The organism is Dysosmobacter sp., from assembly GCF_034093755.1.
GTDB lineage: Bacteria > Bacillota > Clostridia > Oscillospirales > Oscillospiraceae > Oscillibacter.
Window position 1 is genome coordinate 1 of sequence record NZ_JAXEBZ010000057.1, and the last position, 26,032, is coordinate 26,032.

At 64.4% G+C, this 26,032-nt stretch carries 25 protein-coding genes and 1 other RNA gene; 17 read left to right on the forward strand and 9 right to left on the reverse strand.

Annotated elements, in window-relative coordinates:
• Positions 1–541 precede the first annotated feature (541 nt).
• The 3 genes from argJ to SOX55_RS07765 form a co-directional block, all read right to left on the reverse strand.
• Positions 542–1,768, reverse strand: a complete 1,227-nt coding sequence (argJ, locus tag SOX55_RS07755) for a bifunctional glutamate N-acetyltransferase/amino-acid acetyltransferase ArgJ (protein WP_325286871.1) — start codon at positions 1,766–1,768, stop codon at positions 542–544.
• Positions 1,769–1,811: 43 nt separating this feature from the next.
• Positions 1,812–2,747: an N-acetyl-gamma-glutamyl-phosphate reductase gene (gene argC, locus SOX55_RS07760; RefSeq protein WP_325286872.1), complete on the reverse strand. Its 936-nt coding sequence runs from the start codon at positions 2,745–2,747 to the stop codon at positions 1,812–1,814.
• A 234-nt stretch (positions 2,748–2,981) separates the two neighbouring features.
• The gene (locus tag SOX55_RS07765) at positions 2,982–4,202 is read right to left on the reverse strand and encodes an argininosuccinate synthase (protein ID WP_325286873.1); all 1,221 of its coding nucleotides are present in this window, start codon (positions 4,200–4,202) and stop codon (positions 2,982–2,984) included.
• 300 nt (positions 4,203–4,502) lie between these two features.
• On the opposite strand from SOX55_RS07765, the gene SOX55_RS07770 reads away from it, so the two are divergent.
• The gene (locus SOX55_RS07770) at positions 4,503–5,447 is read left to right on the forward strand and encodes an AEC family transporter (RefSeq protein ID WP_325286874.1); all 945 of its coding nucleotides are present in this window, start codon (positions 4,503–4,505) and stop codon (positions 5,445–5,447) included.
• Positions 5,448–5,546: 99 nt separating this feature from the next.
• Here SOX55_RS07770 and SOX55_RS07775 read toward each other — a convergent pair whose 3' ends face one another.
• Positions 5,547–6,080 carry a DUF1836 domain-containing protein gene (locus SOX55_RS07775; RefSeq protein ID WP_325286875.1) on the reverse strand — a complete coding sequence of 178 codons (534 nt, stop codon included), beginning with the start codon at positions 6,078–6,080 and terminating at the stop codon, positions 5,547–5,549.
• A 160-nt stretch (positions 6,081–6,240) separates the two neighbouring features.
• On the opposite strand from SOX55_RS07775, the gene SOX55_RS07780 reads away from it, so the two are divergent.
• Positions 6,241–7,107, forward strand: a complete 867-nt coding sequence (locus SOX55_RS07780; RefSeq protein WP_325286876.1) for a DegV family protein — start codon at positions 6,241–6,243, stop codon at positions 7,105–7,107.
• 225 nt (positions 7,108–7,332) lie between these two features.
• On the opposite strand, the gene ssrA is transcribed toward SOX55_RS07780, so the two are convergent.
• The 3 genes from ssrA to smpB form a co-directional block, all read right to left on the reverse strand.
• Positions 7,333–7,695: a transfer-messenger RNA gene (ssrA, locus tag SOX55_RS07785) on the reverse strand.
• 329 nt (positions 7,696–8,024) lie between these two features.
• Complete coding sequence (locus SOX55_RS07790; protein ID WP_325286877.1) at positions 8,025–8,567, reverse strand: peptidylprolyl isomerase; 543 nt, start codon at positions 8,565–8,567, stop codon at positions 8,025–8,027.
• 25 nt (positions 8,568–8,592) lie between these two features.
• Complete coding sequence (smpB, locus tag SOX55_RS07795) at positions 8,593–9,054, reverse strand: SsrA-binding protein SmpB (RefSeq protein ID WP_325286878.1); 462 nt, start codon at positions 9,052–9,054, stop codon at positions 8,593–8,595.
• Positions 9,055–9,210: 156 nt separating this feature from the next.
• Here smpB and SOX55_RS07800 point away from each other — a divergent pair, with 156 nt between their 5' ends.
• The 10 genes from SOX55_RS07800 to SOX55_RS07845 all read left to right on the forward strand — a co-directional run bounded on the left by SOX55_RS07800 (position 9,211) and on the right by SOX55_RS07845 (position 20,563).
• Positions 9,211–9,750, forward strand: coding sequence for an NUDIX hydrolase (locus SOX55_RS07800; protein ID WP_325286879.1), 540 nt, complete (start codon positions 9,211–9,213; stop codon positions 9,748–9,750).
• 23 nt (positions 9,751–9,773) lie between these two features.
• The gene (locus tag SOX55_RS07805) at positions 9,774–10,487 is read left to right on the forward strand and encodes a response regulator (protein WP_325286880.1); all 714 of its coding nucleotides are present in this window, start codon (positions 9,774–9,776) and stop codon (positions 10,485–10,487) included.
• Positions 10,488–11,398: 911 nt separating this feature from the next.
• Positions 11,399–13,159, forward strand: coding sequence for an ATP-binding protein (locus SOX55_RS07810; protein WP_325286881.1), 1,761 nt, complete (start codon positions 11,399–11,401; stop codon positions 13,157–13,159).
• Between the two features lie 45 nt (positions 13,160–13,204).
• Positions 13,205–14,440: a hypothetical protein gene (locus SOX55_RS07815; protein ID WP_325286882.1), complete on the forward strand. Its 1,236-nt coding sequence runs from the start codon at positions 13,205–13,207 to the stop codon at positions 14,438–14,440.
• 24 nt (positions 14,441–14,464) lie between these two features.
• A complete protein-coding gene (locus SOX55_RS07820; RefSeq protein WP_325286883.1) occupies positions 14,465–15,268 on the forward strand; it encodes a hypothetical protein in 804 nt (267 codons plus the stop codon).
• Between the two features lie 300 nt (positions 15,269–15,568).
• Positions 15,569–16,867, forward strand: coding sequence for a UDP-N-acetylglucosamine 1-carboxyvinyltransferase (locus tag SOX55_RS07825; RefSeq protein WP_325286884.1), 1,299 nt, complete (start codon positions 15,569–15,571; stop codon positions 16,865–16,867).
• A gap of 100 nt (positions 16,868–16,967) precedes the next feature.
• Positions 16,968–17,738 (forward strand): MBL fold metallo-hydrolase, encoded by a 771-nt coding sequence (locus tag SOX55_RS07830; RefSeq protein WP_325286885.1) that lies wholly within the window; start codon positions 16,968–16,970, stop codon positions 17,736–17,738.
• Positions 17,726–18,208, forward strand: coding sequence for a 23S rRNA (pseudouridine(1915)-N(3))-methyltransferase RlmH (rlmH, locus tag SOX55_RS07835; RefSeq protein WP_325286886.1), 483 nt, complete (start codon positions 17,726–17,728; stop codon positions 18,206–18,208). Before SOX55_RS07830 ends, rlmH begins: the two co-directional genes overlap by 13 nt.
• Positions 18,209–18,250: 42 nt before the next feature.
• Positions 18,251–19,978 carry a phospho-sugar mutase gene (locus tag SOX55_RS07840; RefSeq protein ID WP_325286887.1) on the forward strand — a complete coding sequence of 576 codons (1,728 nt, stop codon included), beginning with the start codon at positions 18,251–18,253 and terminating at the stop codon, positions 19,976–19,978.
• Positions 19,979–19,996: 18 nt separating this feature from the next.
• Complete coding sequence (locus tag SOX55_RS07845) at positions 19,997–20,563, forward strand: flavin reductase family protein (RefSeq protein ID WP_325286888.1); 567 nt, start codon at positions 19,997–19,999, stop codon at positions 20,561–20,563.
• 52 nt (positions 20,564–20,615) lie between these two features.
• Here the strand turns inward: SOX55_RS07845 and SOX55_RS07850 are convergent, their stop codons facing one another.
• A complete protein-coding gene (locus SOX55_RS07850; protein ID WP_325286889.1) occupies positions 20,616–20,939 on the reverse strand; it encodes a hypothetical protein in 324 nt (107 codons plus the stop codon).
• 96 nt (positions 20,940–21,035) lie between these two features.
• On the reverse strand, positions 21,036–21,452 hold the full coding sequence (locus tag SOX55_RS07855; RefSeq protein ID WP_325286890.1) for a hypothetical protein: 417 nt from the start codon (positions 21,450–21,452) through the stop codon (positions 21,036–21,038).
• A 145-nt stretch (positions 21,453–21,597) separates the two neighbouring features.
• Between SOX55_RS07855 and SOX55_RS07860 the strand changes: the two genes are divergently transcribed.
• The 5 genes from SOX55_RS07860 (at position 21,598) to pyrF (ending at position 25,995) form a co-directional block, all read left to right on the forward strand.
• Positions 21,598–22,242 (forward strand): superoxide dismutase, encoded by a 645-nt coding sequence (locus SOX55_RS07860; protein ID WP_325286891.1) that lies wholly within the window; start codon positions 21,598–21,600, stop codon positions 22,240–22,242.
• A 129-nt stretch (positions 22,243–22,371) separates the two neighbouring features.
• Entirely contained in the window at positions 22,372–23,646 is a 1,275-nt protein-coding gene (locus SOX55_RS07865) for a dihydroorotase (protein WP_325286892.1), read from the forward strand.
• Positions 23,643–24,383, forward strand: a complete 741-nt coding sequence (locus SOX55_RS07870) for a dihydroorotate dehydrogenase electron transfer subunit (RefSeq protein WP_325286893.1) — start codon at positions 23,643–23,645, stop codon at positions 24,381–24,383. Before SOX55_RS07865 ends, SOX55_RS07870 begins: the two co-directional genes overlap by 4 nt.
• Positions 24,377–25,291 (forward strand): dihydroorotate dehydrogenase, encoded by a 915-nt coding sequence (locus SOX55_RS07875; protein ID WP_325286894.1) that lies wholly within the window; start codon positions 24,377–24,379, stop codon positions 25,289–25,291. Before SOX55_RS07870 ends, SOX55_RS07875 begins: the two co-directional genes overlap by 7 nt.
• The gene (pyrF, locus tag SOX55_RS07880) at positions 25,288–25,995 is read left to right on the forward strand and encodes an orotidine-5'-phosphate decarboxylase (protein WP_325286895.1); all 708 of its coding nucleotides are present in this window, start codon (positions 25,288–25,290) and stop codon (positions 25,993–25,995) included. Before SOX55_RS07875 ends, pyrF begins: the two co-directional genes overlap by 4 nt.
• Positions 25,996–26,032 lie beyond the last annotated feature (37 nt).

The following is a 26,032-nucleotide window of genomic DNA, read 5'->3' on the forward strand; positions in this document are numbered from 1 at the left end:
TGCGCTCTCCATTCTGCGTAAGCCGATACTGCTCCGCCGCAAGTCGGAGTGCGGTGGTCGTCGTGGTGGAAAACCGAAAGGACTGTCCTTCTCTTCCCGCGCGTTCCGCTTCGCTACGCGCATACCCAGGCAGTCGCGGAGAGCAGCGAAACGAAACGGCCCCGTCAACCACCCCTGTAGGGCGTAGCGGAGCGGAACACCCGGGGCCAAAACGCAGGGGCCTTTCGATTCTGCACCCCGATGACCGTTCAGGTCTCAACTTGCGGCGGCAGGCTCTCCGGGACTGCCGATGTCCGACGCACCCGGCAGAAGACTCCCGGACTCAGCCGGCAGGGTCTGAGAAGACCCCCGGTCTGACCTTTGCAGAGCAAAGGTCACGCCCGGCGTTTTTCTTTTCCACCGGGCGCGGCGACTTTTCTTTTGACGCGTCAAAAGAAAAGTGGGGGCGCATCCCCGCACCGGGACCGGTGCAAAGCCGCGATCTTCATCGCACACCCGGCAATGGCCGGCAACTTCCCGCGCCGGAAGCGGCGCAATTCTCTCAGGTCCGGTAGTCGCCGTTGATCTGAATATAATCGTAGGTGATGTCGCAGCCCCAGCAGGTGCAGCTGCCCTGTCCCTCGCCCATGGCGATGTTGATCTCCACGTCATGCTCCGTCAGGATGGCCTTGGCCTTGTCCTCGTCGAAGTCCAGGCCCCGGCCCTGGCTGCACACCAGAATGTCCCCGGCGGCGCTGGCAAAGTGCACGTCCACCTTGTCCGGGTCGAAGGTCTCGCCGGAATAGCCCATGGCGCACAGCACGCGGCCCCAGTTGGCGTCGGCGCCGAAGATGGCGGCCTTGGTCAGCGTGGAGGAGATGACGGACTTGGAGATGGTCTCGGCGGACTTCTCATCCGCCGCGCCGGTGACGGTGCAGGTGATCAGGTGCTTGGCGCCCTCGCCGTCGGAGGCCATCTTCCGGGCCAGAATGGTGCACAGCTCCTTCAGGGCAGCGGCGAAGGCGGCGTAGTCCTCATTCTTTTCCGTGATCTCCGGGTTGCCCGCCAGGCCGTTGGCCAGCACAATGCAGGAGTCGTTGGTGGAGGTGTCGCCGTCCACGCTGATGCGGTTGAAGCTGACAGTCACCGTCTCCAGCAGGGCGGCTTTGATCATGGCCGGGGAGATGGCGCAGTCGGTGGTGAGGAAGCACAGCATGGTGCCCATGTTGGGGTGGATCATGCCGGAGCCCTTGGCGATGCCGCCCATGCGGACGGTTTTGCCGCCGATAACGGTCTCCAGAGCCACTTCCTTCTTCACGGTGTCGGTGGTCATGATGGCGTGGGCGGCGGCGTCGGAGCCCTCGGCGGAGTGGCTCAGCTGAGCAGCCAGTTCCGCCATGCCGTTCTCGATGACCTCAATGCGCAGGGTCTGGCCGATGACGCCGGTGGAGGACACCGCCACGTCCTCTGCCCGGCAGCCCACCGCGCGGGCCGCCGCGGCGCACATCCGCTCCGCGTTTTCCTCGCCGTGGGGGGCGCAGGCGTTGGCGTTGCCGCTGTTGGCCACGATGGCGCGGGCCTTGCCGTCCGCCAGGTGGGCCTTGTCCACGTGGATGGGGGCCGCCTTTACCACGTTGGTGGTGTACACGGCGGCAGCGGCGCAGTCCACGTCGGAGACGATCAGCGCCAGGTCCTTCTTCTCCGTATTGTGGGTCTTGACACCCACGTGGATGCCGGCGGCCCGGAAGCCCTGGGCGGCGCAGACGCCGCCTTCAATCATTTTTGTCATAGTAAGCACCTCGCTGCTTTGGAATTTCAGGGGTCAGGAGCGGTCACAGGTTCAGCCCCGTGGTTTCCTCCAGTCCCAGCAGAATGTTCATGTTCTGAACGGCCGCGCCGGACGCGCCCTTGCCCAGGTTGTCAAACAGGGCCGTCACGGTGGTGTGGGTCTCATTGCCGCAGACGATGAGGGTCAGGGTATCCTTCCCCGCCATGGTGTTGGCGGCAATCATGGACTGGTCCCAGCCGAAGGGCGCCACCCGCACCAGCTGCTCGCCTTTGTAATAGTCCGACAGGGCCTCCCACACGGCTTTGGCGCTGCCGGCGCCGGTGAGCAGGTCGTTGTGGAGGGAGATGGTGGTGGCCATGCCCTTGTAGTAGTCATCCACAATGGGACAGAACACCGGCGGACGGGTGAGGCCGCAGATTTTCTGCATCTCCGGCAGATGCTTGTGCTGCAGGTTCAGGCTGTAGATGCGGGGGCTGAACAGGTCCTCCGTCTTTCCCTCCTCGTACTGGGCAATCATCTTCTTGCCGCCGCCGGAGTAGCCGGTGAGGGAATAGCAGGTCACGGGGTAGTCCTTGGGCAGGATGCCCAGGGCCGCCAGAGGGTAGGTGCCGGAGATGAAGCCGGTGGCGTGGCAGCCGGGATTGGCCACCCGCCTGCTGCCGGCGATCTTCTCCCGGTGGGCCTTGGACAGCTCCGGGAAGCCGTAGGCCCAGTCGGGGTTGGTGCGGTGGGCGGTGGAGGCGTCGATGATCCGCGTGGCGGAGTTTTCCACCAGGCCCACGGCTTCCACAGCCGCAGCGTCCGGCAGGCACAGGAACACAATGTCCGCGCTGTCCATCAGCCGCTTCCGCTCCGCCGGGTCCTTCCGCTTGTCCTCGTCGATGAGCAGCAGCTCCAGGTCCTTGCGGGCGGCCAGCCGGTCATAGATCTGCAGACCGGTGGTGCCGTCCTTGCCGTCGATGTATACCTTGGGTGTCATGATGATCTTCTCCTTGCGGCACCGGCCATCGCGGCGGCCGGTGCCGGAAAATTGTCCATTCACCGCAGAGGCGGGGCGAAGGTGCCCTCCGTCCCGCGTCCGCTGTTTCTGTTCAGGTAAATGCCCTTGCCCCATTGGGGAAGGGGTTTGGAGAAACCCGCAGATTTCTCCATGGGAGGGGCCGGGAATCGCATCGGCACGACGGTGCGGGAAGTCCCCTCTTTAAGCTCCGCCTTAGAGCTTCCCCTGCTCCCGCAGCGCCAGCACCGTGTCGGGCAGGCCCCACAGGTTGATGAAGCCGGTGGCGTTGGTCTGGTCGTAGTTGCTCTCGTTGAAGGTCACCAGGTCCTCGGAGTACAGGGACTCGGGAGAGGTGACGGAGGAGGTGATGATGTTGCCCTTGTACAGCTTCAGCTTCACGGAGCCGGTGACGTGCTCCTGGGTCTTGTCGGCGAAGGCGGACAGGGCCTCCCGCAGGGGGGTGAACCACTTGCCGTTGTAGATCAGGTCGGCGAAGTCCACCGCCAGCTTGCTCTTCATGTGGGCGGTGTCCTTGTCCACAGTAATCATCTCCAGGATCTGGTGGGCCTTGTACAGGATGGTGCCGCCGGGAGTCTCGTAGACGCCGCGGTCCTTCATGCCCACCAGCCGGTTCTCCACGATGTCCAGCAGGCCGATGCCGTTTTCGCCGCCCAGCTTGTTCAGCTTGCGGATCACGTCGGAGGCCTTCATCTTCTCGCCGTCCACAGCCACGGGCACGCCCTTTTCAAAGTCGATGGTCACATAGGTGGGGGCGTCGGGGGCGGCGATGGGGGACACGCCCATCTCCAGGAAGCCGGGCTTCTCGTACTGGGGCTCGTTGGCGGGGTCCTCCAGGTCCAGGCCCTCGTGGCTCAGGTGCCACAGGTTCTTGTCCTTGGAGTAGTTGGTCTCCCGGCTGATCTTCAGGGGCACGTTGTGGGCCTCGGCGTAGTCGATCTCCTCGTCACGGCCCTTGATGTCCCACTCACGCCAGGGGGCGATGATGGTCATGTCGGGAGCGAAGTGCTTGATGCCCAGCTCGAAGCGGATCTGGTCATTGCCCTTGCCGGTGCAGCCGTGGGCAATGGCGTCGGCGCCCTCCAGCTTTGCGATCTCCACCAGCTTCTTGGCGATGATGGGACGGGCAAAGGCGGTGCCCAGCAGGTACTGCTCATAGGTGGCGCCCATCTTCATGGAGGGGATGATCACGTCGTCCACCATCTCGTCGGTGAGGTCGGCGATGTACAGCTTGGAAGCGCCGGTCTTGAGGGCCTTCTCCTCCAGGCCGTCCAGCTCGTCATTCTGGCCCACGTCGCCGGCCACGGCGATGATTTCGGGATCGTTGTAGTTCTCCTTCAGCCAGGGAATGATGATGGATGTATCCAGTCCGCCGGAATAGGCCAGCACAACTTTCTTGATGTCTTTCTTATTCATGGTAACAGCCTCCGCATGTTGTTTTTGAAGATGTATGGATTATACACCCTAAATGAATTTTTATTCAACTGTCATGTTGCACAACATTTTCTTCCAGTTCTGGTGGTTTTTTCATATATCCACGGATTCCGCCGGTTTTTCACCGGGCGCTCCGGCAGTCCGCATCCCTCCGCCCCGGAACAGGCGGATTCCGGTCTGCATACTCTCTGCATATATGCACCGTGCTTGCACAAGCCTTGCGTTCCCCCGGTCCGCGTGCTATCATGGTTTTCAAACGGATTTCTTCCGCGGAGGTCATTTATGGATGAGATGACGCTGGTGTTCTTCCAGCAGATCGTGAAAATGTTCCTGATGCTGCTGATAGGCTTTGCCGCCGTGAAGCTGCGCCTGATGCCCGCCAGCGCCGGAAAGGGACTCTCTCAGGTGACGGTGGCCGTCATCCGCCCCTGCGCCATCATCTGCGCGTTTCAGGTGGCTTTGACCCGGGAGCGGCTGCTGGGGCTGGGGCTGGCCATTCTGGGGGCATTTCTGACCCACGCCGTGCTGATCGCCGTCACCGGGCTGCTGGGGCGGCGGCTGCGGCTCAGCCCGGTGGAGCAGCTCTCCATGGTCTACTCCAACAGCGGAAACCTGCTGATGCCCCTGATTGCCGCCTCCATGGGGCAGGAATGGGTGTTTTACACCTGCGCCTACATCGGCGTGGTGCAGCTCTTCGTGTGGACCCACGGCAAGAGCACCATCTGCCGGGAGCCGCAGATCGACTGGAAGCGGGCGCTGATGAACATCAACATTCTGGCCATGGTCACGGGCTGCCTGCTGTTCTGCCTGCAGATTTCCATTCCCGCGCCGCTGGGGCCTGCTATGGAGTCCCTGGGCAACACGCTGGGCGCCGCCAGCATGCTCTCCATCGGCATCTCCTTCGCCACCCTGCAGGATCTGGACCTGAGGCGGATCTCTCGGGTGCTGGGAGTCACCTTCTTCCGCCTGATCCTCTCCCCGCTGATGATGCTGGCCATTTTCCTGCTGCTGCGGCTCCACACCCTGTTCCCCAGCGCCCAGCAGATTCTGCTGATCACAATTCTGGGCGCCGGCGCTCCCTCCGCCGTGGTGGTGACGCAGCTGGCTCAGCTGTATGACCGCGAGATCGACCACGCCAGTCTCATCGGCGTTGTCACCATGATGTGCAGCCTGGTGACACTGCCGGCCCTCATCTGGGTCTACGGGACGGCCGCCGCCCTGTTCTGACAAAAGCATCGTTCCCGGGACGCGGGGAGCATCCGGCCCCCGGAACGCAAAAAGGAAGACACGCTCCGGCGCGTCTTCCTTTTCTTTATATTGAGACGGTCACACCTTTCCGGCCTCTCCGGCCCCCAGGTCCAGGTGCTCAAAGCAGGCGTTCAGATAGATGATGTGGGACACGGCCACAATGGCGCTGCGGAGCATCTCCTTCTCCACCGAGGAGGTGACGCCCACGGCGTCCACCGTGTCCTTCAGGCCGAAGCGGAAATAGAGGATGTTCTCCAGCTCCGTGCAGAAATAGTCGTAGGCCACCGGGTCGGTGTACACCGCCTTCTGCCGCCCGAACAGCTGGCTGATGTGGTCCAGAGGCATCACCTGCTTCAGCAGGGTGACACACAGCAAATGGGCAATGTGGCTGGCGCCGTACTGCTTTTTGACAGGGTTGGGCACCAGCCCCATTTTCACGTAATTCCGGATCATGGAGCCGGTAATTTCAAGGCACGCCAGCGGCCGCAGCACATGGTTGACGTATTTGGTTGTCTGCTCCAGATAGAGCCCTACATCCGGCAGCTCCCCGTAGCGGGGCATGCGGAACGCCTCCACAGGCGCTGCCAGTGCGTCCTGAATCTTCTTTTCCATGCCCTGATTATATGTTCCCCGGCGGCGAATGTCAACAGCATCCCGCATTGCGGTTTTCAAAAACCCTTGACGCAGTTTTCGGAATGTGATATGTTGGGTGCAACAGGTTTTCCGAAACCCTTTTATGTTTTTCTGAATATGCCGCAGGGAGAGAACACAGATGGAACAGAACATTGTTTTAATGGCGGAGACCGGCTCGGACATCACGCCGGAGCTGGCGGAGGAATACGGCATTTTCCTGGTGCCCATGCACGTTTCCATGGGCGACCGGACGCTGGATGACGGCGCCTTTCCCCCGGAGGACGTGTGCGCCTTCTACAACGCCACAGGAAAAGTCCCCCAGACCAGCGCCGCCATGCCCGACGATTTCACGAAGGTGATGGACACCATCCATCAGCGCTGGCCGGAGAAGCACATCCTGCATCTGGCCTATTCCGCCTCCACCACCTGTTCCTACCAGAACGCCGTTCTGGCGGCGGAGGGCCGGGACTACGTGACCCACATCGACACCATGCACGTGTCCGTGGGCCAGGCGGCGGTGGTGCTGGAGGCGGCCAGACTGCTGCGGGACCACCCGCAGATGGGCGTGGAGGAGGCCTCCGCCGCCATCCGGGATATCTGCCGGCGGGTGCAGATGTGCTTTGTGCCCAAGAATCTGGACTATCTGCGGGCCGGTGGCCGGGTGAGCAACGTGGTGGCCCTCACCGGAAACCTGCTGAACCTGCACCCCTGCATTGAGATCATCGGCGGAAAGCTGCTGGCCAAAAAGAAGTACCGGGGCGCGCTGATCAAGCTCATTCCCAAGCTGATCGGGGACTTCGCCGAAAAGCACCGGCTGGACCGGGAGCTGCTGTATTTCATCTGGTCCCCGGGCCTGGAGGATGAGTGCCGGCAGGCGGCGGAATCGTGTGCCGCTGCCCACGGCTTCCGCCGGGTGGTCTGGATGAAAACCGGCTGTGTGATCACCTGCCACGGCGGCCCCGGCTGCTTCGGCATTGTGGGCTTCACCGGACAGGAAACGGAATAGGGACAGGAAAAAGCGCCTCCGGATCTCAGCAGAGATCCGGAGGCGCTTTGTCGGGCGGCTTCAATCCTCACCTGAATCGGAATCCAGCGAAGCGGATACATCAACTTCTTCACTTTTCACTATTACTTGTTACTTCCCCAAAACCCGAATGCGCGGACTGAGTGAATAGTGAATCGTGGAAAGGTAATAAGGAAAAATCCCGAACGCTTTCGCATTCGGGATTTTTGGTGGAGGTGGGGGGAATCGAACCCCCGTCCGAAAGCACTTTAACAGGACTTTCTCCGGGCGCAGCCGGTCTTTTCCGGGGGCGTTACCCCCGTGTTCCCCTCCCCGCCGGCAGCTCGGCACGCCGCCGGGTCAGGTAAGCTTCATGATGTGTGGCACGGGCAAAGCTTACCGTACTCACATTTACCGCTCAACGACGCCCTTCCCGGTTCGCGGTCCTCCCGGGTCGGACGGCTGCCTTAATTAGGCAGCAACAGCAACAGTGTTGTTGTTCTTTAATTTATAATTGCCCATTTTTAGGATGTTAGGCGCATCCGCCCGCTTATCCTGCCTCCATACCCCCGTCGAAACCAGTACACCCCCGTGTCGTCGGGGCAAGCTCCATATCCCTCGGTCCCGCCTCCGGCGCGACCTCGCTCATTTCGCTGCCCCTCCTCTTCATCGCGAATCCGCTTCCGCTGGGCTTCGCGATGATTCTGGTTACGTTTCGGCAAGCTCCATATCCCTCGGTCCCGCCTCCGGCGCGACCTCGCTCACTTCGCTGCCCCTCCTCTTCATCGCCAACCCACTTCCGCTGGGCTTCGCGATGATTACTGTCTGCCTTGGGAACCGCAGACTGCCGGACGCGCATCGCCCGACAGTCTGCATTGTAGCATAACCGGCTGTCGAAGTGTGTTACATTTCTGTAACGTTTACCGGTCCGCGCCCTTCTCGGCGGCGGGGTACTCCACGCCCTGGGTATCCACCCGGACGGACTGGATCACCACCGGCTTTTTGGGTCTGTCATTCATCATGCTGCGGGGCACCCGGGAAATCTCCACGGCCTTCTCCACGTTCTCGGTAATCAGGCCGAAGGCGGCGTAGTCGCCGTCCAGATGGGGAGCGTCGGCCACCATGATGAAGAACTGGCTGCCGGCGGAGTCGGGATGCATGGCCCGGGCCATGGACAGCACGCCCAGGGTGTGCTTCAGGTCATTCTGGGGGAAGCGGTTGCGGGCAAACTCGCCCTTGATGGAATAGCCGGGGCCGCCCATGCCGGTGCCCTGGGGGCAGCCGCCCTGGATCATGAAGCCGGGGATCACCCGGTGGAAGATCAGGCCGTCATAAAAGCCGCCGTTGGCCAGCTCGATGAAGTTATTGACGGTGTTGGGGGCCTTTTCGGGGTACAGCTCGCCCTTCATGACGGCGCCGTCCTCCATGGTAATGGTCACGATGGGGTTCTTGTTCTCAGACATGGTATCTCTTTCCTTTCTGTCTTCTCTATCTTCTCTGCTTCATGGCCCGGTCCATCTCCCGCTGAGCGTCCCGCTTGGCCATGGAGTCCCGCTTGTCATAGTTCTTCTTGCCCTTGCACAGGCCCACTTCCACCTTCACACGGGCGTCCTTGAAGTACACCGACAGCGGCACCAGGGCGTAGCCGTCCTGCTGCACCAGGGCGTGGAGCTTGGCGATCTCCCGCCTGTGCATCAGCAGCCGCCGCACCCGCACCGGGTCCCGGTTGAAGATGTTCCCCTTTTCATAGGGAGAGATGTGCATTCCGTTGACGAAGATCTCCCCGTTCTTGATGGAGCACCAGGAGTCCTTCAGGTTCAGCGTCCCGGCCCGGATGGATTTGACCTCCGTGCCGAACAGCTCGATGCCCGCCTCGAATTTGTCCTCCACGAAATAGTCATGGTGGGCCTTGCGGTTCTGGGCCGCGATTTTCACGCCCCGCTTTTCCATCTCCGGCCGCCTCCTTTCCGGGTCAAGCATGGATTCCATGGTATTCTACCACGATTTTCCCCGCACTTCAAGAAAAACAAACATTGTCGATCGGGCGGTGTTGTGATAAACTGAGGTAACAAACCGACAAGCGAGGTGTTTGCCTTTATGATGCATATGGATGACCTGACCGAGCGGACCGTCAGCCGGGAGGACCTGTTCACCGGCAAGGTGGTGAGCCTCCACGTGGACAAGGTGGAGCTGCCCAACGGGGACATCGCCACCCGTGAGGTGGTGGAGCACGTGGACGGCGTGGCGGTGCTGCCGCTGGATGAGGCCAACTGCGTATACACCGTCACCCAGTACCGCTACGTGTTCCACACCCCCCTGCTGGAGATTCCGGCGGGAAAGCTGGACCCCGGCGAGGACCCCCGCTCCGGCGCCCTGCGGGAGCTGAAGGAGGAGACCGGCGCGGTGCCGGAGAGCCTGGAATCCCTGGGCAGCATCGTGCTGTCCCCCGGCTGCTTCGGTGAGACGCTGCACCTGTACCTGGCCCGGGGGCTGCGGATGGAGCAGCAGCATCTGGACGAGGATGAGTTTCTCAACGTGGACCGTATTCCCTTTGACCAGCTGTACAGCCGCTGCCTCAGCGGCGGGATCACCGACGCCAAAACCGTGGTGGCGGTGCTGAAAACCAAACTTCTGCTGGGTCTGTGACCCGGGACAAGGAGGCTTCCTGCATGGAACCGAAAAAGAGAGTTCTCATTGTGGAGGACGAGAAAAATATTGTGGACATTCTGCGGTTCAACCTGCAGCGCTCCGGCTACGAGGTCCTGGGGGCCTATGACGGCGAAGAGGGCCTGCGGATGGCCCTGGAGGAAAACCCGGACCTGATTCTGCTGGACGTGATGCTGCCGAAGATGAACGGCTTTGACGTGTGCCGCGCCCTGCGGGACAAGGGCAGCAGCGTGCCGGTGATCATTCTCACCGCCCGGGAGGAGGAGTCGGACAAGGTGCTGGGTCTGGAGATCGGCGCCGACGACTACATCACCAAGCCCTTCTCCATGCGGGAGCTGATTGCCCGGGTGGGGGCCAACATCCGCCGCACCGCCATGGCCGCCGCCTCCGCCCCCGCCTCCGACGCCATGCCCGTGGCGGGGGACCTGTCCATCAACACCGACAGCCACCAGGTCTACCGGGCTGGGCAGGCCATTGACCTGACCCAGCGGGAATACGAGCTGCTGACCTTCCTGGCCAGCCACCCCAACAAGGTCTACTCCCGCATCGCCCTGATGGAGCAGGTGTGGAACTACGGCTACGTGGGGGATGACGCCCGCACCGTGGACGTCACCGTCCGGCGCCTGCGGGAGAAGATTGAGGCGGACCCCGCCAATCCCGTGTACATCCTGACCCGCCGCGGCGCGGGGTACTATTTCTCGGTACCGCAGAACTGAGGGGCTTTGCACCCGTCCCCGGGTGCCGGGGGCTTTCCGGCCATTGCCGGGGGAATTGCACCGATTTCGGTGCCGGAAATTGCCGGGACCCCAGCGGGATGCACCTGACCCGGTGTGGGAGATGCACCCGTCCGGGTGCCGGGAGTGCGATGAAGATCGCAGGCTTTGCACCCCCCATTTTCTTTGGGTCTTGCCCAAAGAAAACGGGCCGTGCACGGTCCAAAAGAAAGGCGCCTTTTGGCCTTTGTACACAAAGGCCGACGGGGGCTTCCTCAGACCCTGCCGACCAAGTCCGGCAAACTTCTGCCGGGTGCGGAGAACCCTTCCTGTGTCGGAACTCTCCCGCCGCAGATTGCGGAAGTGCGGTGGTAGTCGGGGTGGAAAACCGAAAGGACTGTCTTTCTCTGCCCGCGCGTTCCGCTTCGCTACGCGCATAGCCGGGCAGTAAACGATAACCGCCGCAGTAGGGCGTAGCGTAGCGGAACGCCCGGGGCCAACACGCAGGGGCCTTTCGATTCTGCACCCCGTTGACCACCCAGGTCCCGACTTGCGGCGGCAGATTTTCAATTTTCATTCAATGTTCGGCGCACCCGGCAGAAGGCTTCCGGACTTCCCGGGCAGCGTCTGAGGAGACCCCCGGTCTGACCTTTGCGGAGCAAAGGTCACATTTGGCGTTTTTCTTTTCCACCGGGCACGGCGACTTTTCTTTTGACGCGTCAAAAGAAAAGTGGGGGCGCAAAGCCGCAGCCTTCGCTGCACCTCCCGGCGCCCGGGCGGGCGCATCCCCCGCGGGGAACCCGCGATCCCCCGGCGATGACCGGCCCCCCCGCACCGGGACCGGTGCAGCCCCTCGCCGAAAGCGGCGCAAACCTCAAAGAAGGTGGTGATTTTCCTTGTTCCGCAGCCTGCACATGAAGCTGACCATGATTCTGCTGCTGCTCATCCTGTCCCTGATGGCGGTGGTGGGCGCGTTTCTGACCACCAGTGTCTCCAGCTTCTACATCAATACTTTCTACCAGCAGATGGACGACGTGTTCGGCGAGGGCAACCCGGACTTCTACCCCTCGCTGTGCCGGGAGGCGGCCCAGGAAAACGGCCCGGAGCTGATTCAGGACATGCTGGCCGCCAACGCCGGTCTGCTGGGCATCGACTACCGCACCCGGAACTACTACGTGCTGGACGGCAACGGCATGTTCCTGTCCAGCTCCGATGAAAAGCTGTCCGGCCAGCCGGAGATCACCGCCAACATCCTGGCGGCGGAGAACGGCCGGGTAGGCGACGTCAGCGACATCTCCGCCGACTACATGGACTTCGCCGTCCCTGTCTGTGACCCGGAGGACCCCTCCGCGGTGCTGAACATCGTCTACATTCTGGACAACCGCTCCACCGTGTCGGAGCTGAACTCCCAGCTGTTTCTCATCATCATGCAGGCCCTGCTGGTGGGACTGCTGTTCTCCCTGCTGCTGAGCTTCCTGCTGTCCAAGGCCATGGTTGGGCCCATCGAAAAGCTGACCGCCGGCGCCGAGCGGATGTCTGACGGCGACTTCGGCAGCCCCCTGCCGGTGGAGTCCACCGACGAGATCGGCGTGCTCACCGGCACCTTCAACGAGATGGCCCGGGTGCTGCAGGAGACCCTGGCCGCCGTGGAGAACGAGCGCAACAAGCTGGACACCCTGTTCCTCCACATGACCGACGGCGTCACCGCCTTCGACCACGACGGAAAGCTCATCCACTGCAACCCCGCCGCCCGGAACATGCTGCGCCGCCCCATGGACCAGCTCACCACCTATGACCAGCTGTTCGGGGAGCTGCGGCCCTTCGGGGAGATGCTCTCCCTCCAGCGGCCCGACTACGCCGAGGCGGAGATGCGGGTGGAGGACCGGACGCTGGAGCTGTACCTGGCTCCCTTCTCCGACCGGGAGCAGGGCGGCGTGCTGGTGGTGCTCCACGACGTGACGGAGCAGCACCACAACGAGGAGCGGCGGAAGGAGTTCGTGGCCAACGTGTCCCACGAGCTGCGGACCCCCCTCACCAACGTCCGCAGCTACGCCGAGACGCTGCTGGACGCCAACGGCGACATTCCCCCGGAGACCTCCGCCAGCTTTCTGGGTATCATTATCAACGAAACGGACCGCATGACCAACATCGTGCAGGACCTTCTGACACTGTCCCGGCTGGACGCCGGCAACGCGGAGCTGACCCTGACCCGGTTCCGCTTCGGCGATGCCATCGAGAGCGTGTGCCGGGCCAATGACATCTCCGCCCGGCAGCACGGCCACCGGCTTACCTGCCGGCTGGAGCCGGACCTGCCCCTCATCACCGCCGACCGCTCCCGGCTGGAGCAGGTGATGATGAACGTCATCGGCAACGCCATCAAATACACCCCCGACGGCGGCCACATCGACGTCACCGCCGGCGCCGCCGACGGCCAGGTGTGGATGGAGGTATCGGATGACGGCATCGGCATCCCGGAGAAGGACCGCGACCGGGTGTTCGACCGGTTTTACCGGGTGGACAAGGCCCGGTCCCGGGAGTCCGGCGGCACCGGCCTGGGGCTGTCCATCGCCCGGGAGATTGTGGACCGCCACAACGGGCGGCTGTACCTGACGGACCATGACGGCCCCGGCACCACCGTGCGGCTGGAGCTGCCTGTGGTGCCGCTGAAGGCGTAACCCCTGTTCCGTCATCACCCATTCCATCAGAGAGGAGGGCGGGCCATGAGCCATCCCCGGTCCCGGAAGGACACCATCCAAAACCTGCTGATCGTGCTGCTGTCCCTGTCCGCCCTGCTGCTGCTGATTCAGACCGGCCGGCTGTTCTCCGACGGCAGCGACCGCCGGGACACCCCCGTCTCCGCCCAGACGGAGACGGCGCTGACGGACCTGTCCACCCCCCTGGCCTTCGCCGTCTCCAGCGGCTACGGCCGCTACGGGGAGATGGACCTGGCCGCCTCCTCCGAGGCCTTCGCCGTCCCCGGCCAGATGCTGCGGGAGGCCCTGGGCTCCGCCGGAGCGCTGACCGCATGCCCGGAGGCGGAGTTCCGGCAGGCGCTGGACAGCAGCTGCGCCTATTACGATTTCGGCATCACGGCCCCCCTGTCGGTGCTGGCGGGGCTGGTGGGCGCGGAGGTGCCTCCGGCCCTGGAGGACGTGAGCCTCCGGTGGGCCGTGCTGTCCGCGGAGGAGAGCGGCGTGGCGCTGTACCTCACCAACGGCGCCGACTTCCGCCGCTGCTCCACCCAAGTGGCGGCCGGGGACCTGTCCGACATGATCGGCGGCTATCCCCTGGGCAACGCCCTGTTCGCCTGCGAGCTGGAGGACAGCGGTCTGGCCCCCTACACCCTGCTGCTGACGGAGCAGCACGCCTATCCCCCGCTGACGGCGGAGAACCCCCTGACGGACCAGGACCAGCTGCTGAGCCGCCTGGGTTTCAACCCCCGCACCAACTTCCGCTACACCGAGTCCAACGGCACCCTGGTGGTGCAGGACGGCGACCGGGCGCTGCGCATCCACTCCGACGGCAGCCTGTCCTACGAAAGCGGCGGCAGCGATGACCTGAGCATCGCCGCCGCGTCCGGGTCCCCCGGCCCCCGGGAGGCGGTGCTGGGCGCCTTCCGGCTGCTGGACCAGCTGTTTCCCGACGGCTCCGGCCTGTGTCTGGAGGAGCTGCGGCAGGAGGACGGCGGCTGGGTGATCTCCTTCGGCTACCAGTTTGAGGGGGTGCGCGTCCGCCGCGCCAGCGGCCGGAGCGCCGCCCAGGTGACGCTGGAGGGCACGGAGGTCACGTCCTTCACCCTCTGGCCCCGGCAGTACACCGCCGATGACGGGGAATCCCTGCTGCTGCCCCTGACCCAGGCTCTGGCCATCGCCCGCTCCCTGGGCGGGCGGGAGCTGTCGGTCCGCTACACCGACAGCGGCGGCGACACCCTGTCCGCCCAATGGCTGGCAGAGTAACCAATCCCACAAAGGAGGAACAGGATGGACCGGTCCAGACTGAAAAACATCATCATTCTCATTCTGGCCATTGCCAACCTGTGCCTGCTGGGGGCCATTGGCTGGCAGGTCACGGAGGAGCGCACCGCCCGGGAGCGCACCGCCGCCGAGCTGACAGAGCGGTTTGCCCGGCAGAACGTGGACCTCACCGCCCAGCTGCCGGAGCAGACGCCGCCTGCCGGCATGACCCTGACCCGCAGCACGGACCACGACGCCGCGCTGGCCCAGGCGCTGCTGGGAGAGCAGGCCGCGGCCCGGGATCTGGGCGGCGGCATCTACCGCTACTCCTCGGACACCGGCCGGGGCGCCTTCCGCTCCGGCGGCAGCTTCGAGGTCACCGGCCGTCTGGGCAGCGGCGATGCCGAGAGCTTCTGCCGGAAGCTGTGCCGCCAGTTCGGGTACGAGGAATTCACCATGGAGCTGGACGAAACCGGCACCGGAACCGGCTCCGCCCTCCAGTATTTCAACGGCCTGCCGGTGATCCACGCGGAGGTGCGCTTCAGCGTGGAGGAGGGGATTCTCACCGCCGTGCAGGGGGTGGCGCTGCCCAATGACGCCTCCCCGGCGGAGGACTCCGACACCATGACGGCGGCCACGGCCCTGACGCTGTTTCTGGAGGACTGCCGCGCCACCGGCGCGGTGGTGTCCGCCGTGACGGCCATCGTCCCCTGCTACGAGCTGCAGAGCACCGCCTCCTCCCCTATGACCCTCAGCCCCGCCTACCGCGTCACCGCCGACACCGGCTTTTTCTACGTCAGCTGCTCCACCGGAAAGGTGACCCGGGGCTGAGCCGCCCTCCGAAGATTTCCAGAAAATTCCTCCGTCCCCGGCGGACGGGGGAATTTTTTTCTTCCGCCTGCCGGGACGGTCAACTTTCCGCCGGAAGGGGAAAAGAAACTGATTGCTTTTCCAGGCCATGTGTGCTATGCTCATGGTGTGTAGGTCTGCGCATTTTTTTGCCGCGGATCTTCGTATGCTGCTATACAGACGGGGCAAACTATTCCCGGCAGGCTCCGCTGTGCCCATAATCCGGCGGCGCGCGCAAAGCGCGCGGACCGGTATCAGTACCTTTGGAGAGAGGGTCCAACATTGACAAAATATGTGATTCACGGCGGGAAACCGCTGTTTGGCGAAGTTGAGATCAGCGGCGCGAAAAACGCCGCCGTCGCCATTATCCCCGCCGCCCTGATGGTGGACGGGGTCTGCCGCATTGAGAACATCCCCCAGATTTCCGACGTGACGCTGTGCCTGCGGATTCTGGAAAATCTGGGCGCCGGCATCCGCAGCGTCAACTCCCACACGGTGGAGATCGACTGCACCCGCATCCACTCCACCCGCACCTCCTACGAGCTGGCCCGGAAGATCCGCGCCTCCTACTACCTGATCGGCGCCCTGCTGGGCCGCTTCGGCCAGGCGGAGGTGGCCATGCCCGGCGGCTGCAACTTCGGCGTGCGGCCCATTGACCAGCACGTGAAGGGCTTCACCGCCATGGGAGCGAAGGTGGTGGTGGAGGGGGGCTTCATCCACGCCTCCGCGGAGACCGGCCGCCTCCGGGGCGCCAACGTCTATCTGGACGTGGTGTCCGTGGGCGCCACCATGAACATCATGATGGCCGCCGCCCTGGCGGAGGGCAACACCGTCATTGAAAACGCCGCCAAGGAGCCCCACATTGTGGACCTGGCCAACTTCCTGAACTCCATGGGCGCCTCCATCCGGGGTGCCGGCACCGACACCATCAAGATCACCGGCGTCAGCCGCCTCACCGGCGGCACCTACGCCATCATCCCCGACCAGATTGAGGCGGGCACCTACATGGCCGCCGTGGCCGCCGCCGGCGGTCAGGTGCTCATCAAGAACATCATCCCCAAGCACATGGACTGCATCACCGCCAAGCTGGAGGAGATGGGCGTCTCGGTGGAGGAGAAGGAGGATACCCTTCTGGTCCGCCGCACCGAAGCGCTGCAGAAAACCAACGTAAAGACCCTGCCCTACCCCGGCTTCCCCACCGACATGCAGCCCCAGATCACCGCCGTGCTGTCCCTGGCGGAGGGCACCTCCCTGGTGACGGAGAGCGTGTGGAACAACCGCTACCGCTATGTGGACGAGCTCAAGCGCATGGGTGCGTCCATCCAGGTGGACGGCAAGACCGCCGTGGTGGAGGGCGTGGACCATCTCACCGGCGCCCCCATTCAGGCCTGCGACCTGCGGGCCGGCGCCGCCCTGGTCATCGCCGCCCTGGCCGCCAGGGGCCAGTCGGAGATCAGCTGCGTCCAGTATATTGAGCGGGGCTACGAGAACATTGTGGAAAAGCTCCGCGGCCTGGGCGCCGACATCCGCGCCGTGGAGGTCCCCGGCGACAGCGACGAGCTGGAGGCCCACATCGGCTGATCCTGTTGATTCATTTCGCGTCCGTGATGGAGCTCTCCCCGGCCTCCATGGCGGACGCGGTTTTTCCCTATCTCTGTTGATACAGCGAGGTTTTCACATCTTGACCACCCTACATACCCTGGCCAGCGGCTCCTCCGGAAACGCCGCCCTGGTCAGCCACAACGGCGTTCACATCCTGGTGGACGCCGGCATCTCCTGCCGCCGCATCACCGCCGCCCTGCGGACCCTGGGGCTCTCTCCGGAGGAGCTGTCCGCCGTGCTGATCACCCACACCCACACCGACCACATTCAGGGGCTGCAGACCTTCTGCAGGCACTATGACGTGCCTGTCTGCGCCAGCCGCCGCACCTGCGCCGGGCTGGAGTACCGCATCGCCGGCATCGCCTCCCGGCTGCGGCCGCTGGAGGGGGAGGCCCAGATCGGCGGCGTCACCGTGGCCCTCTTCCCCACCCCCCATGACGCCCCGGGCAGCTGCGGCTACCGCGTCGGCGACGCGGGCTTTCTCACCGACTCCGGCTACGTGACGGAGGAGGCGGAGGCGGTGCTCACCGGCGTGCCGCTGCTGGTGCTGGAGGCCAACCACGACGTGGAGACGCTGCTGTCCGGCCCCTATCCCTATTATCTGAAGGAGCGGATTCTGGGCCGTCAGGGCCACCTGAGCAACGGCGACGCCGCCGGCTTTGCCCGCCGGTGCGCCGAAGGCGGAACGAAGCGCATTCTGCTGGCCCACCTGAGCCGGGAGAACAACACCCCCGCCATGGCCCGCAGCGCCGTGGCCCAGGCGCTGCCCGGCGGATTTCCGCTGGAGGTGGCGCCCCGGGACACCCTGGGCCCCTGTCTTGACTGGGAGGACGAGCCGTGCAGAAAGTAACCATCCTCTGCGTGGGAAAGCTGAAGGAAAAATTCTACGCCGACGCCGCGGCGGAGTACGCCAAGCGGCTGAGCCGGTTCTGCAGGCTGGAGATCATCGAGCTGCCGGAGGAACGGCTGCCGGAGAACCCCTCCCCCGCCCTTGTGGACGCGGCCCTGGCCCGGGAGGCGGAGGCCATCCGGGGAAAGCTGCCCGCCGGGGCCGTCGCCGTCGCCATGTGCGTGGAGGGGCCGCTGCTGTCCAGCGAGGAGCTGGCGAAGCGGATGGCCGGCTGGGCCGGTCAGGGCGGCAGCCATCTGGTGTTTGTCATCGGCGGCTCCTTCGGGCTGCATCCGTCGGTGAAGACGGCGGCCGCCCAGCGCGTCTCCATGTCCCCCATGACCTTCCCCCACCACCTGGCCCGGGTAATGCTGCTGGAGCAGATTTACCGCGCCTACCAGATCAACGCGGGCGCCCGGTATCACAAGTAACGCAGCCGCCGGAAGCGGCGATGAATAAAGGAGGATTTTGTGATGGATTTCATGAAAGAGTACGAAAAGTGGCTGGCCAGCCCCGCTCTTTCCGCCGACGAGCGGGCCGAGCTGGAAGCCATCCGCAATGACCCCAAGGAGATTGAGACCCGGTTCTACGGCCCCCTGGAATTCGGCACCGCCGGACTGCGGGGCACCATGGCCGTGGGCCTGCACAACATGAACGTCCACGTGATCCGCTGGGCCACCCAGGGCTTCTGCTCCGTCATCGCCGCCGAGGGCGAGGAGGGCAAGCGCCGGGGCGTGGCCATCGCCATGGACTGCCGCAACCACTCCATGGACTTCGCCCGGGCCGCCGCGGAGGTCTGCGCCGCCAACGGCATCCACGTCCGCATTTTTGACGCCCTGCGCCCCACGCCGGAGCTGAGCTTCGCCGTCCGGGAGTACGGCTGCCAGGCGGGCATCAACGTCACCGCCTCCCACAACCCCAAGGAGTACAACGGCTACAAGGTCTACTGGGAGGACGGCGCCCAGCTGCCGCCCCAGCACGCCGACGCCATCGCCCGGGAGCTGGCCAGCATCGACATCTTCGACGGCGTGAAGGCCCTGCCCTATGAGGAGGGCGTGAAGTCCGGCATCATCGAGGTCATCGGCGAGGAGACGGACCGGAAGTTCATGGCCCAGGTCACCGCCATGATCAACGACAAGGAGACCGTGGCCAGGGTGGCCGACACCTTCAAGCTGGTGTACACCCCCTTCCACGGCTGCGGCTACAAGCTGGTGCCGGAAGCCCTGCGGACCCTGGGCATCAAGCACCTGATCTGTGAGCCGAAGCAGATGGTCATCGACGGCAACTTCCCCACGGTGGCCTCCCCCAACCCGGAGAACCCCGAGGGCTTCTATCTGGCCATCGACCTGGCCAAGGAGAATGACGTGGACTTCATCCTGGGTACCGATCCCGACTCCGACCGGGTGGGCATCATGGTCCGGGACCACAGCGGCGAGTTCCAGCCCGTCACCGGCAACCAGACCGGCGTGCTGCTGCTGGACTACCTCATCGGCGCCATGAAGCGCAGCGGCAAGCTGCCGGAGAAGCCCGTGGCCCTGAAGACCATCGTCACCACGGAAATGGCCCGGAAGGTAGCGGAGGAGAACGGCCTGCAGTGCTTTGACACCTTCACCGGCTTCAAGTTCATGGCGGAGAAGAAGAACGCCCTGGAGTCCTCCGGCGAGGGCAAGGTCATCTTCTCCTACGAGGAGTCCTACGGCTACATGATCGGCGACTACGTCCGGGACAAGGACGCCGTCACCGCCTCCATGATGCTGACGGAGATGGCCGCCTGGTACGCCGCCCAGGGCATGACCCTGTTCGACGCCCTGGAGGCCCTGTATGAGAAGTACGGCTACTACGCCGAAAAGACCCACAACCTGGTGATGCCTGGTCTGGACGGTCTGAAGGACATGGCCCGGCTGATGGGCACCCTCCGGGAGACGCCGCCGGCGGAGATCTCCGGCGTGGCCGTGGTCCAGTTCAAGGACTACAAGGACGGCACCGTCCGGGACTGCCGCACCGGCGAGATCGGGACCATGGAGCTGCGGGACTCCAACGTGCTGCGCTTCGAGATGGCCGACGGCACCTCCGTCATCGTCCGTCCCTCCGGCACGGAGCCCAAGATCAAGGTGTACATCCTCACCAAGGGCGCCGACAAGGCGGAGTGCGCCGCCAACCTGGAGAAGTACGGCCGGTGGGTGGCGTCCTTGCAGAAGTGAGCTGCTGAGGTGAAGCCGGTGAGAACGAAACTCAACAAAACCGACGGCATTTTCCCCATGCCGGTGCTGATGGTGGCTACCTACAACGCCGACGGCAGCGTGAACGTGATGAACGCCGCCTGGGGCACCATGCAGGAGCGGGACACGGTGGTGCTGAATCTGTCGGAGGACCACAAGACCGTGGAGAACATCCGTGCCAGAGGCGCCTTCACCGTCAGCATCGCCGACGCGGACCACGTGACGGAGGCAGACTACTTCGGCGTGGTGTCCGGCAATGACACGCCGGACAAGTTCGCCGTCAGCGGCCTCACCGCCCAGCGGGCGGAGACGGTGGACGCCCCCGTCATCAACGAGTTCCCCCTGTGCATGGAGTGCCGGTTCATTGAATTCCAGGACGGGGAGTACGGCTGCGGCGTCATCGGCAGGGTGGTCAGCCTGACGGCGGATCAGCGGGTGATGCCCGGCGGCAGGCTGGACATGTCCCTGGTGAACGCCATCGCCTTCGACCCCTACACCCGGGGCTACTACCGGGTGACGGAGCGGGTGGGCGAGGCCTACCACGACGGTCTGAAGCTGAAAAAGTAAAAAATGTGAAAAAGGAGCGGTGCAGTTGATTCTGCGCCGCTCCTCTTTTCTCTCAGTTTTCCGCTTCCGGCTCCTCCGGCTCGTCCAGCTCGCCGTTCCGGATGCGCTCTCGCAGCTCCGCGGCCGCCGGTTCCCCCAGGGCCTCCGCCCGGTCCAGCAGCTCCCGGACCTTTTCCTCGTCCTTGTCCACGCCCTGGCCCTTCTGGTACATCACCGCCAGGTTGCACATGGCCTGGGCGCTGCCGCCCTCCACGGCCTTGTTGAACCACTCCAGCGCCTGGTCGAACGCGCCGGCCCGGTGGGCGGCGGCGCCGATGGCGGTGGCCAGTTGTGCCTGCTCCTCCGGTGAAAAATGTACGCACTCCATGGATTCCATACAGGAAGTCCTCCTTGTAATTCTGAATGGCACCATTGTACGGCTTTTGGGGCAGGCTGTCAACGTCGTCGGGGCAAAGGAGAAGGTAAACAGGAGTCAGCCATTCAGCAACCTTTTTGCAGTTGACAGCTTGCTCTCGAGTTCCGCTTTTCTCCGGGCATAATGGCGGTCACCCCGATCCAGGTCCAGCAGTTCCCAGTCATAAACCCACTGGTCAAAATACGCTTCCACCCCGTCAATGATCCCCGTCCGGAATTCCTCCAGGCTGATATGCGCCTGTTTCAGTTCTGCCGTTCCCCTCCTGAGTTCTATCACAAATACCCCGGAGCGGTCCGCGCAGATCATATCGCGGATTCCCTCTTCATCAACCGAAACGGAAAACGGCAGGTCATGCTCCAGGCTGTTGATCAGCGCATTCAGAAAGTCCATTGGGATATCCGTCAGGTAGGACCCTTCTATGCGGCAATCGCCAACACTGATCCACACCCAGCCGTATTCCGGTTTGCTGAACATACTGTCACCCCATTTGCTCTCTGATCAATCGTTCTGTTCTCATTTTATCAGCTTTTCTCTCCGCTTTCAACCTGCTCCCGCCGCGGATAAATTCCCCCGTTCCCTCATATACTCTGGAAAACCAATCAGGAGAGGACGGATTTCCATGGACCAGCACTATCCCTACGCCCTGCCGCCGCTGCCCTTCGCCTTCGACGCCCTGGAGCCGGAGCTCAGCGCCCGCACCATGTGCTTTCACCACGACAAGCACTTCGCCGCCTATATCGACAATCTGAACGCGCTGCTGAAGGACTACCCGGAGTATCAGAAATGGCCGCTGCAGAAGCTGTGCCAGGACTGGGCGCGGCTGCCGGAGGACATCCGCCAGGGGGTGCGGAACAACGCCGGCGGCGTGTACCTCCATGACCGGTACTTCCAGAACCTGCACCCCACGCCGGTATCGTCTCCCCTGCCGCCCATGGAGGGGGCCATTGCCCGCGGCTTCGGCGATATGGAGGGGCTGCGCGCCGCCATGCGCCAGGCGGCTCTCAGCCAGTTCGGCTCCGGGTGGGCGTGCCTGTGTGCCGACGGCGAGGGCAAGCTCTCCGTGGTCAAAACCGCCAACCAGGACACGCCCCTCCCCCTGCTGCCCCTGCTGTGCTGCGACGTGTGGGAGCACGCCTACTATCTGGACTACCAGAACCGCCGGGGGGACTACTTCGACGCCTGGTGGCGCCTGGCGGACTGGCCCAAGGTCTCCCGGGCCTACGAGCTGCACCTGTCCCGCCCCATTCCGGAGCGGAAAGACTGAGCAGTGCCCAAAAGCGCCCCCTCCCCGGGGCCGCTTTTGGGCATTTTTTCCTCCCTTTCCACCGTTGACAAGGTGCGGCCTTTCCGATAGAATAATTGGTTGAAAGAACGCGGAAGGAGAGGCATATTTATGGAGTTGCTGCTGACCGGCGGTTCCGTTTTTCGGAACGGCGGCTTTGAACGGGCGGACGTGGCGGTTTCCGACGGCCGTATTGTTTCCATTTCCCCCGACATTCCCCACGAGGGCCGTACCATTGTGGAAGTAAATGACTGTTTCATCGTTCCAGGTTTCGTTGATGTCCATGTTCATCTTCGACAGCCTGGGTTTTCTTATAAGGAGACCATTGCCTCCGGCACGGAGGCCGCCGCGGCGGGAGGCTACACCGCCGTGTGCGCCATGCCCAACCTGAAGCCGGTGCCCGACAGCGAGGAGACGCTGGGGGAGGAGCTGGCCGCCATCGGGCTGGACGCCCGGGTCCGGGTGTATCCCTACGGCGCCATCACCCGGGGCGAAAAAGGCGAGGCCCTGGCGGACCTGGCCGCCATGGCCCCCTACGTCTGCGGCTTTTCCGACGACGGCCGGGGCGTGCAGGACCGGGAGATGATGCGCGCCGCCATGGAGCAGGCCAGGGCTCTGGGCCGGCCCATCACCGCCCACTGCGAGGACGAGTCGCTGCTGACGGAGTGGTGCGTCCATGACGGAGAGTTTGCCCGGCGGAACGGTCTGCCCGGCAACAACCCCGCCAGCGAGTGGCGGCAGGTGGCCCGGGACATCGCCCTGGTGCGCCAGACCGGCTGCCCCTACCACGTGTGCCACATCTCCACCGCCGAGACCGCGGCCCTCATCCGGGCGGCCAAGGACGAGGGCCTGCCTGTCACCTGCGAGACCGGCCCCCACTACCTGACCCTCACCGACGAGGAGCTGGAGGATGACGGCCGCTTCAAGATGAATCCCCCCATCCGCTCCGCCCGGGACCGGGACGCCCTCATCGCCGGTCTGCTGGACGGCACCATTGACTGCATCGCCACCGACCACGCCCCCCACTCCGCCGAGGAGAAGACCAGGGGGCTGCTGGGCAGCCTCAACGGCGTGGTGGGCCTGGAGACCGCCTTCCCGGTGGTATACACCAGGCTGGTGAAAACCGGCAAAGTTCCTTTGGAGACGGTGCTGGACCGGCTGTGCGTCCGGCCCCGGCAGATCTTCGGCCTGCCCGGCGGCGTGCTGGCGGAGGGAGAGCCCGCCGACCTCACCGTTCTGAACCTGAACCACTCCTACACCATCGACCCCGCCCAATTCCGCTCCCTGGGCAAGGCCTCCCCCTTCGCCGGGTGGACCGTGGAGGGCGCCGTGGCCATGACCATCTGCGGCGGCGAAGTGGTGTACGAAAACAAGGAGGCACTATGATCCAGACGAAAATGACCCTGTTCTCCGCCCGGCAGCTGACGAAGGACGTGTGGGAGCTGGCCTTCACCGGCGACACCGAGGCCTTCACCCGCCCCGGCCAGTTTGTGAACATTGAACTGCCGGGCCGGTTCCTCCGCCGCCCCATCTCCGTGGCCAGCTACACCGACGAGGGGATGCTGCTGCTGGTGCGCCTGGCGGGAGCCGGCACCGCGGACCTGGTGTCCGCCCCCGCGGGCACCGCCTTTGACACCCTGACGGGCCTGGGCAACGGCTTCGACCCGGAGGAGCGGGGAGAGCACCCCGTCCTCATTGGCGGCGGCATCGGCATCGCCCCCCTGTACGGCCTGGCCCGGAAGCTGGTGGGCATGGGCCTGACCCCCCACGTGGCCCTGGGCTTCCGCAGCGCCGACGATGTGTTCTACGTGGAGGAATTCGCCGCTCTGGGCTGCCGGGTATTCGTGGCCACGGAGGACGGCAGCCTGGGCACGAAAGGCTTCGTCACCGACTGCGTGAGAAACTACCTGCCGGAGGCGGACTACGCCTTCGTCTGCGGTCCCACCCCCATGCTGAAGGCCGTGGACGGCCTGGAGCAGCTGAAGGGCGGCCAGTTCAGCTTCGAGGCCCGGATGGCCTGCGGCTTCGGCGCCTGCGTGGGCTGCACCATCCCCACCGCAAACGGCCCCCGGCGGGTGTGCAAGGACGGCCCCGTGTTCCGGAAGGAGGAGATCGTATGGTAGACCTGCGTGTAAATCTGGCGGGTGTGGAATTGAAAAACCCCATTATCCCCGCCTCCGGCACCTTCGGCTACGGCCGGGAGTTCGCGGAGCTGTATGACCTGAATGTGCTGGGCAGCTTCTCCTTCAAGGGCACCACCGGGGAGGCCCGGCCGGGCAATCCCCAGCCCCGCATCGCCGAGACCCCCGGCGGCATGCTCAACGCCGTGGGACTGCAGAACCCCGGCGTGGACGCGGTGATCGCTGAGGAGATTCCCAACATGCGCAAGCTGTTTCACGGCCCCCTCATCGCCAACGTGGGCGGCTTCTCCCTGCGGGAGTACGCCGACAACTGCCGCAAGCTGGCGGAGTGCCCCGAGGTGGGGATTCTGGAGGTGAACATCTCCTGCCCCAACGTCCACGCCGGCGGAAAGAACTTCGGCTGCGACCCCGTGGCCGCCGCGGAGGTCACCGCCGCCGTGAAAGAGGTGACGGACAAGCCGGTGTTCATGAAGCTGACCCCCAACGTGACGGACATTGCCGCCATTGCCCGCGCCTGCGCCGACGCAGGGGCCGACGGCATCTGCCTCATCAACACTTTGCTTGGCATGCGCATTGACCTGAAGTCCCGCCGGCCTCTGCTGGCCAACCGCACCGGCGGCCTGTCCGGCCCGGCGGTGTTCCCGGTGGCGGTGCGGATGGTGTGGGATGTGTACGAGGCTGTGGACATCCCCATCATCGGCTGCGGCGGCGTGTCCTCCGCCGAGGACGCGGCGGAGCTGATGCTGGCGGGCGCCGCCGCCGTGGAGGTGGGCGCCGCCAACCGGAAGGACCCCTACGCCTGCAAGCGCATCGTGGAAAACCTGCCCGCCGTGTGTCAGCGGCTGGGCGTGACCCATATTTCTGAACTGACTGGAGGAGCACACAAATGAGCGCAAAAGACGTGATCATCGCCCTGGATTTCCCCACCCGGGAGGACACCCTGACCTTTCTGGACCGGTTCCCCGCCGGCGAGAAGCCTTTCGTGAAAATCGGCATGGAGCTGTTCTACGCCGAAGGCCCCGCCATCGTGCGGGAGATCAAGGCCCGGGGCCACAAGATCTTCCTGGACCTGAAGCTCCATGACATCCCCAACACTGTGAAGCGGGCCATGAGCGTGCTGAGCCGCCTGGACGTGGACATGGTGAACCTCCACGCCGCCGGCGCCTCCGAGATGATGAAGGGCGCCCTGGAGGGCCTCACCCGGCCCGACGGCACCCGGCCCCTGCTGATCGCCGTCACCCAGCTCACCTCCACCGACGCCGCCGCCCTGAAAAACGAGCTGCTGATTGACGTGCCCATGGCGGAGACCGTCCTGTCCTACGCCAAAAACGCCGCCGACAGCGGCCTGGACGGCGTGGTGTGCTCTCCCCTGGAGGCCGCCCTGGTGAAGGAGCGCTGCGGCGAGCGCTTCATGACCGTCACCCCCGGCATCCGCTTCGCCGACAGTGCCGCCGGCGACCAGAAGCGGATCATGACCCCGGAGAAGGCGGGTCAGTCCGGCTGCGACTACATCGTCATGGGCCGCCCCATCACCCAGGCCGCCGATCCCGTGGCCGCCTACCGCCGGGCCGTGAAGGACTTTCTGGGCCGGTAAATCCGATTCCGTTCCGTAGAATCACGCCGAAATATTC

What these genes read in the sequence shown, in the direction of transcription:
- argJ (WP_325286871.1), bottom strand. Translation starts at nt 1,768, where the DNA reads ATGACAAAAATGATTGAAGGCGGCGTCTGCGCCGCCCAGGGCTTCCGG.
- argC (WP_325286872.1), bottom strand. Translation starts at nt 2,747, where the DNA reads ATGACACCCAAGGTATACATCGACGGCAAGGACGGCACCACCGGTCTG.
- SOX55_RS07765 (WP_325286873.1), bottom strand. Translation starts at nt 4,202, where the DNA reads ATGAATAAGAAAGACATCAAGAAAGTTGTGCTGGCCTATTCCGGCGGA.
- SOX55_RS07770 (WP_325286874.1), top strand. Translation starts at nt 4,503, where the DNA reads ATGGATGAGATGACGCTGGTGTTCTTCCAGCAGATCGTGAAAATGTTC.
- SOX55_RS07775 (WP_325286875.1), bottom strand. Translation starts at nt 6,080, where the DNA reads ATGGAAAAGAAGATTCAGGACGCACTGGCAGCGCCTGTGGAGGCGTTC.
- SOX55_RS07780 (WP_325286876.1), top strand. Translation starts at nt 6,241, where the DNA reads ATGGAACAGAACATTGTTTTAATGGCGGAGACCGGCTCGGACATCACG.
- SOX55_RS07790 (WP_325286877.1), bottom strand. Translation starts at nt 8,567, where the DNA reads ATGTCTGAGAACAAGAACCCCATCGTGACCATTACCATGGAGGACGGC.
- smpB (WP_325286878.1), bottom strand. Translation starts at nt 9,054, where the DNA reads ATGGAAAAGCGGGGCGTGAAAATCGCGGCCCAGAACCGCAAGGCCCAC.
- SOX55_RS07800 (WP_325286879.1), top strand. Translation starts at nt 9,211, where the DNA reads ATGGATGACCTGACCGAGCGGACCGTCAGCCGGGAGGACCTGTTCACC.
- SOX55_RS07805 (WP_325286880.1), top strand. Translation starts at nt 9,774, where the DNA reads ATGGAACCGAAAAAGAGAGTTCTCATTGTGGAGGACGAGAAAAATATT.
- SOX55_RS07810 (WP_325286881.1), top strand. Translation starts at nt 11,399, where the DNA reads ATGAAGCTGACCATGATTCTGCTGCTGCTCATCCTGTCCCTGATGGCG.
- SOX55_RS07815 (WP_325286882.1), top strand. Translation starts at nt 13,205, where the DNA reads ATGAGCCATCCCCGGTCCCGGAAGGACACCATCCAAAACCTGCTGATC.
- SOX55_RS07820 (WP_325286883.1), top strand. Translation starts at nt 14,465, where the DNA reads ATGGACCGGTCCAGACTGAAAAACATCATCATTCTCATTCTGGCCATT.
- SOX55_RS07840 (WP_325286887.1), top strand. Translation starts at nt 18,251, where the DNA reads ATGGATTTCATGAAAGAGTACGAAAAGTGGCTGGCCAGCCCCGCTCTT.
- SOX55_RS07850 (WP_325286889.1), bottom strand. Translation starts at nt 20,939, where the DNA reads ATGGAATCCATGGAGTGCGTACATTTTTCACCGGAGGAGCAGGCACAA.
- SOX55_RS07855 (WP_325286890.1), bottom strand. Translation starts at nt 21,452, where the DNA reads ATGTTCAGCAAACCGGAATACGGCTGGGTGTGGATCAGTGTTGGCGAT.
- SOX55_RS07860 (WP_325286891.1), top strand. Translation starts at nt 21,598, where the DNA reads ATGGACCAGCACTATCCCTACGCCCTGCCGCCGCTGCCCTTCGCCTTC.
- SOX55_RS07865 (WP_325286892.1), top strand. Translation starts at nt 22,372, where the DNA reads ATGGAGTTGCTGCTGACCGGCGGTTCCGTTTTTCGGAACGGCGGCTTT.
- SOX55_RS07870 (WP_325286893.1), top strand. Translation starts at nt 23,643, where the DNA reads ATGATCCAGACGAAAATGACCCTGTTCTCCGCCCGGCAGCTGACGAAG.
- SOX55_RS07875 (WP_325286894.1), top strand. Translation starts at nt 24,377, where the DNA reads ATGGTAGACCTGCGTGTAAATCTGGCGGGTGTGGAATTGAAAAACCCC.
- pyrF (WP_325286895.1), top strand. Translation starts at nt 25,288, where the DNA reads ATGAGCGCAAAAGACGTGATCATCGCCCTGGATTTCCCCACCCGGGAG.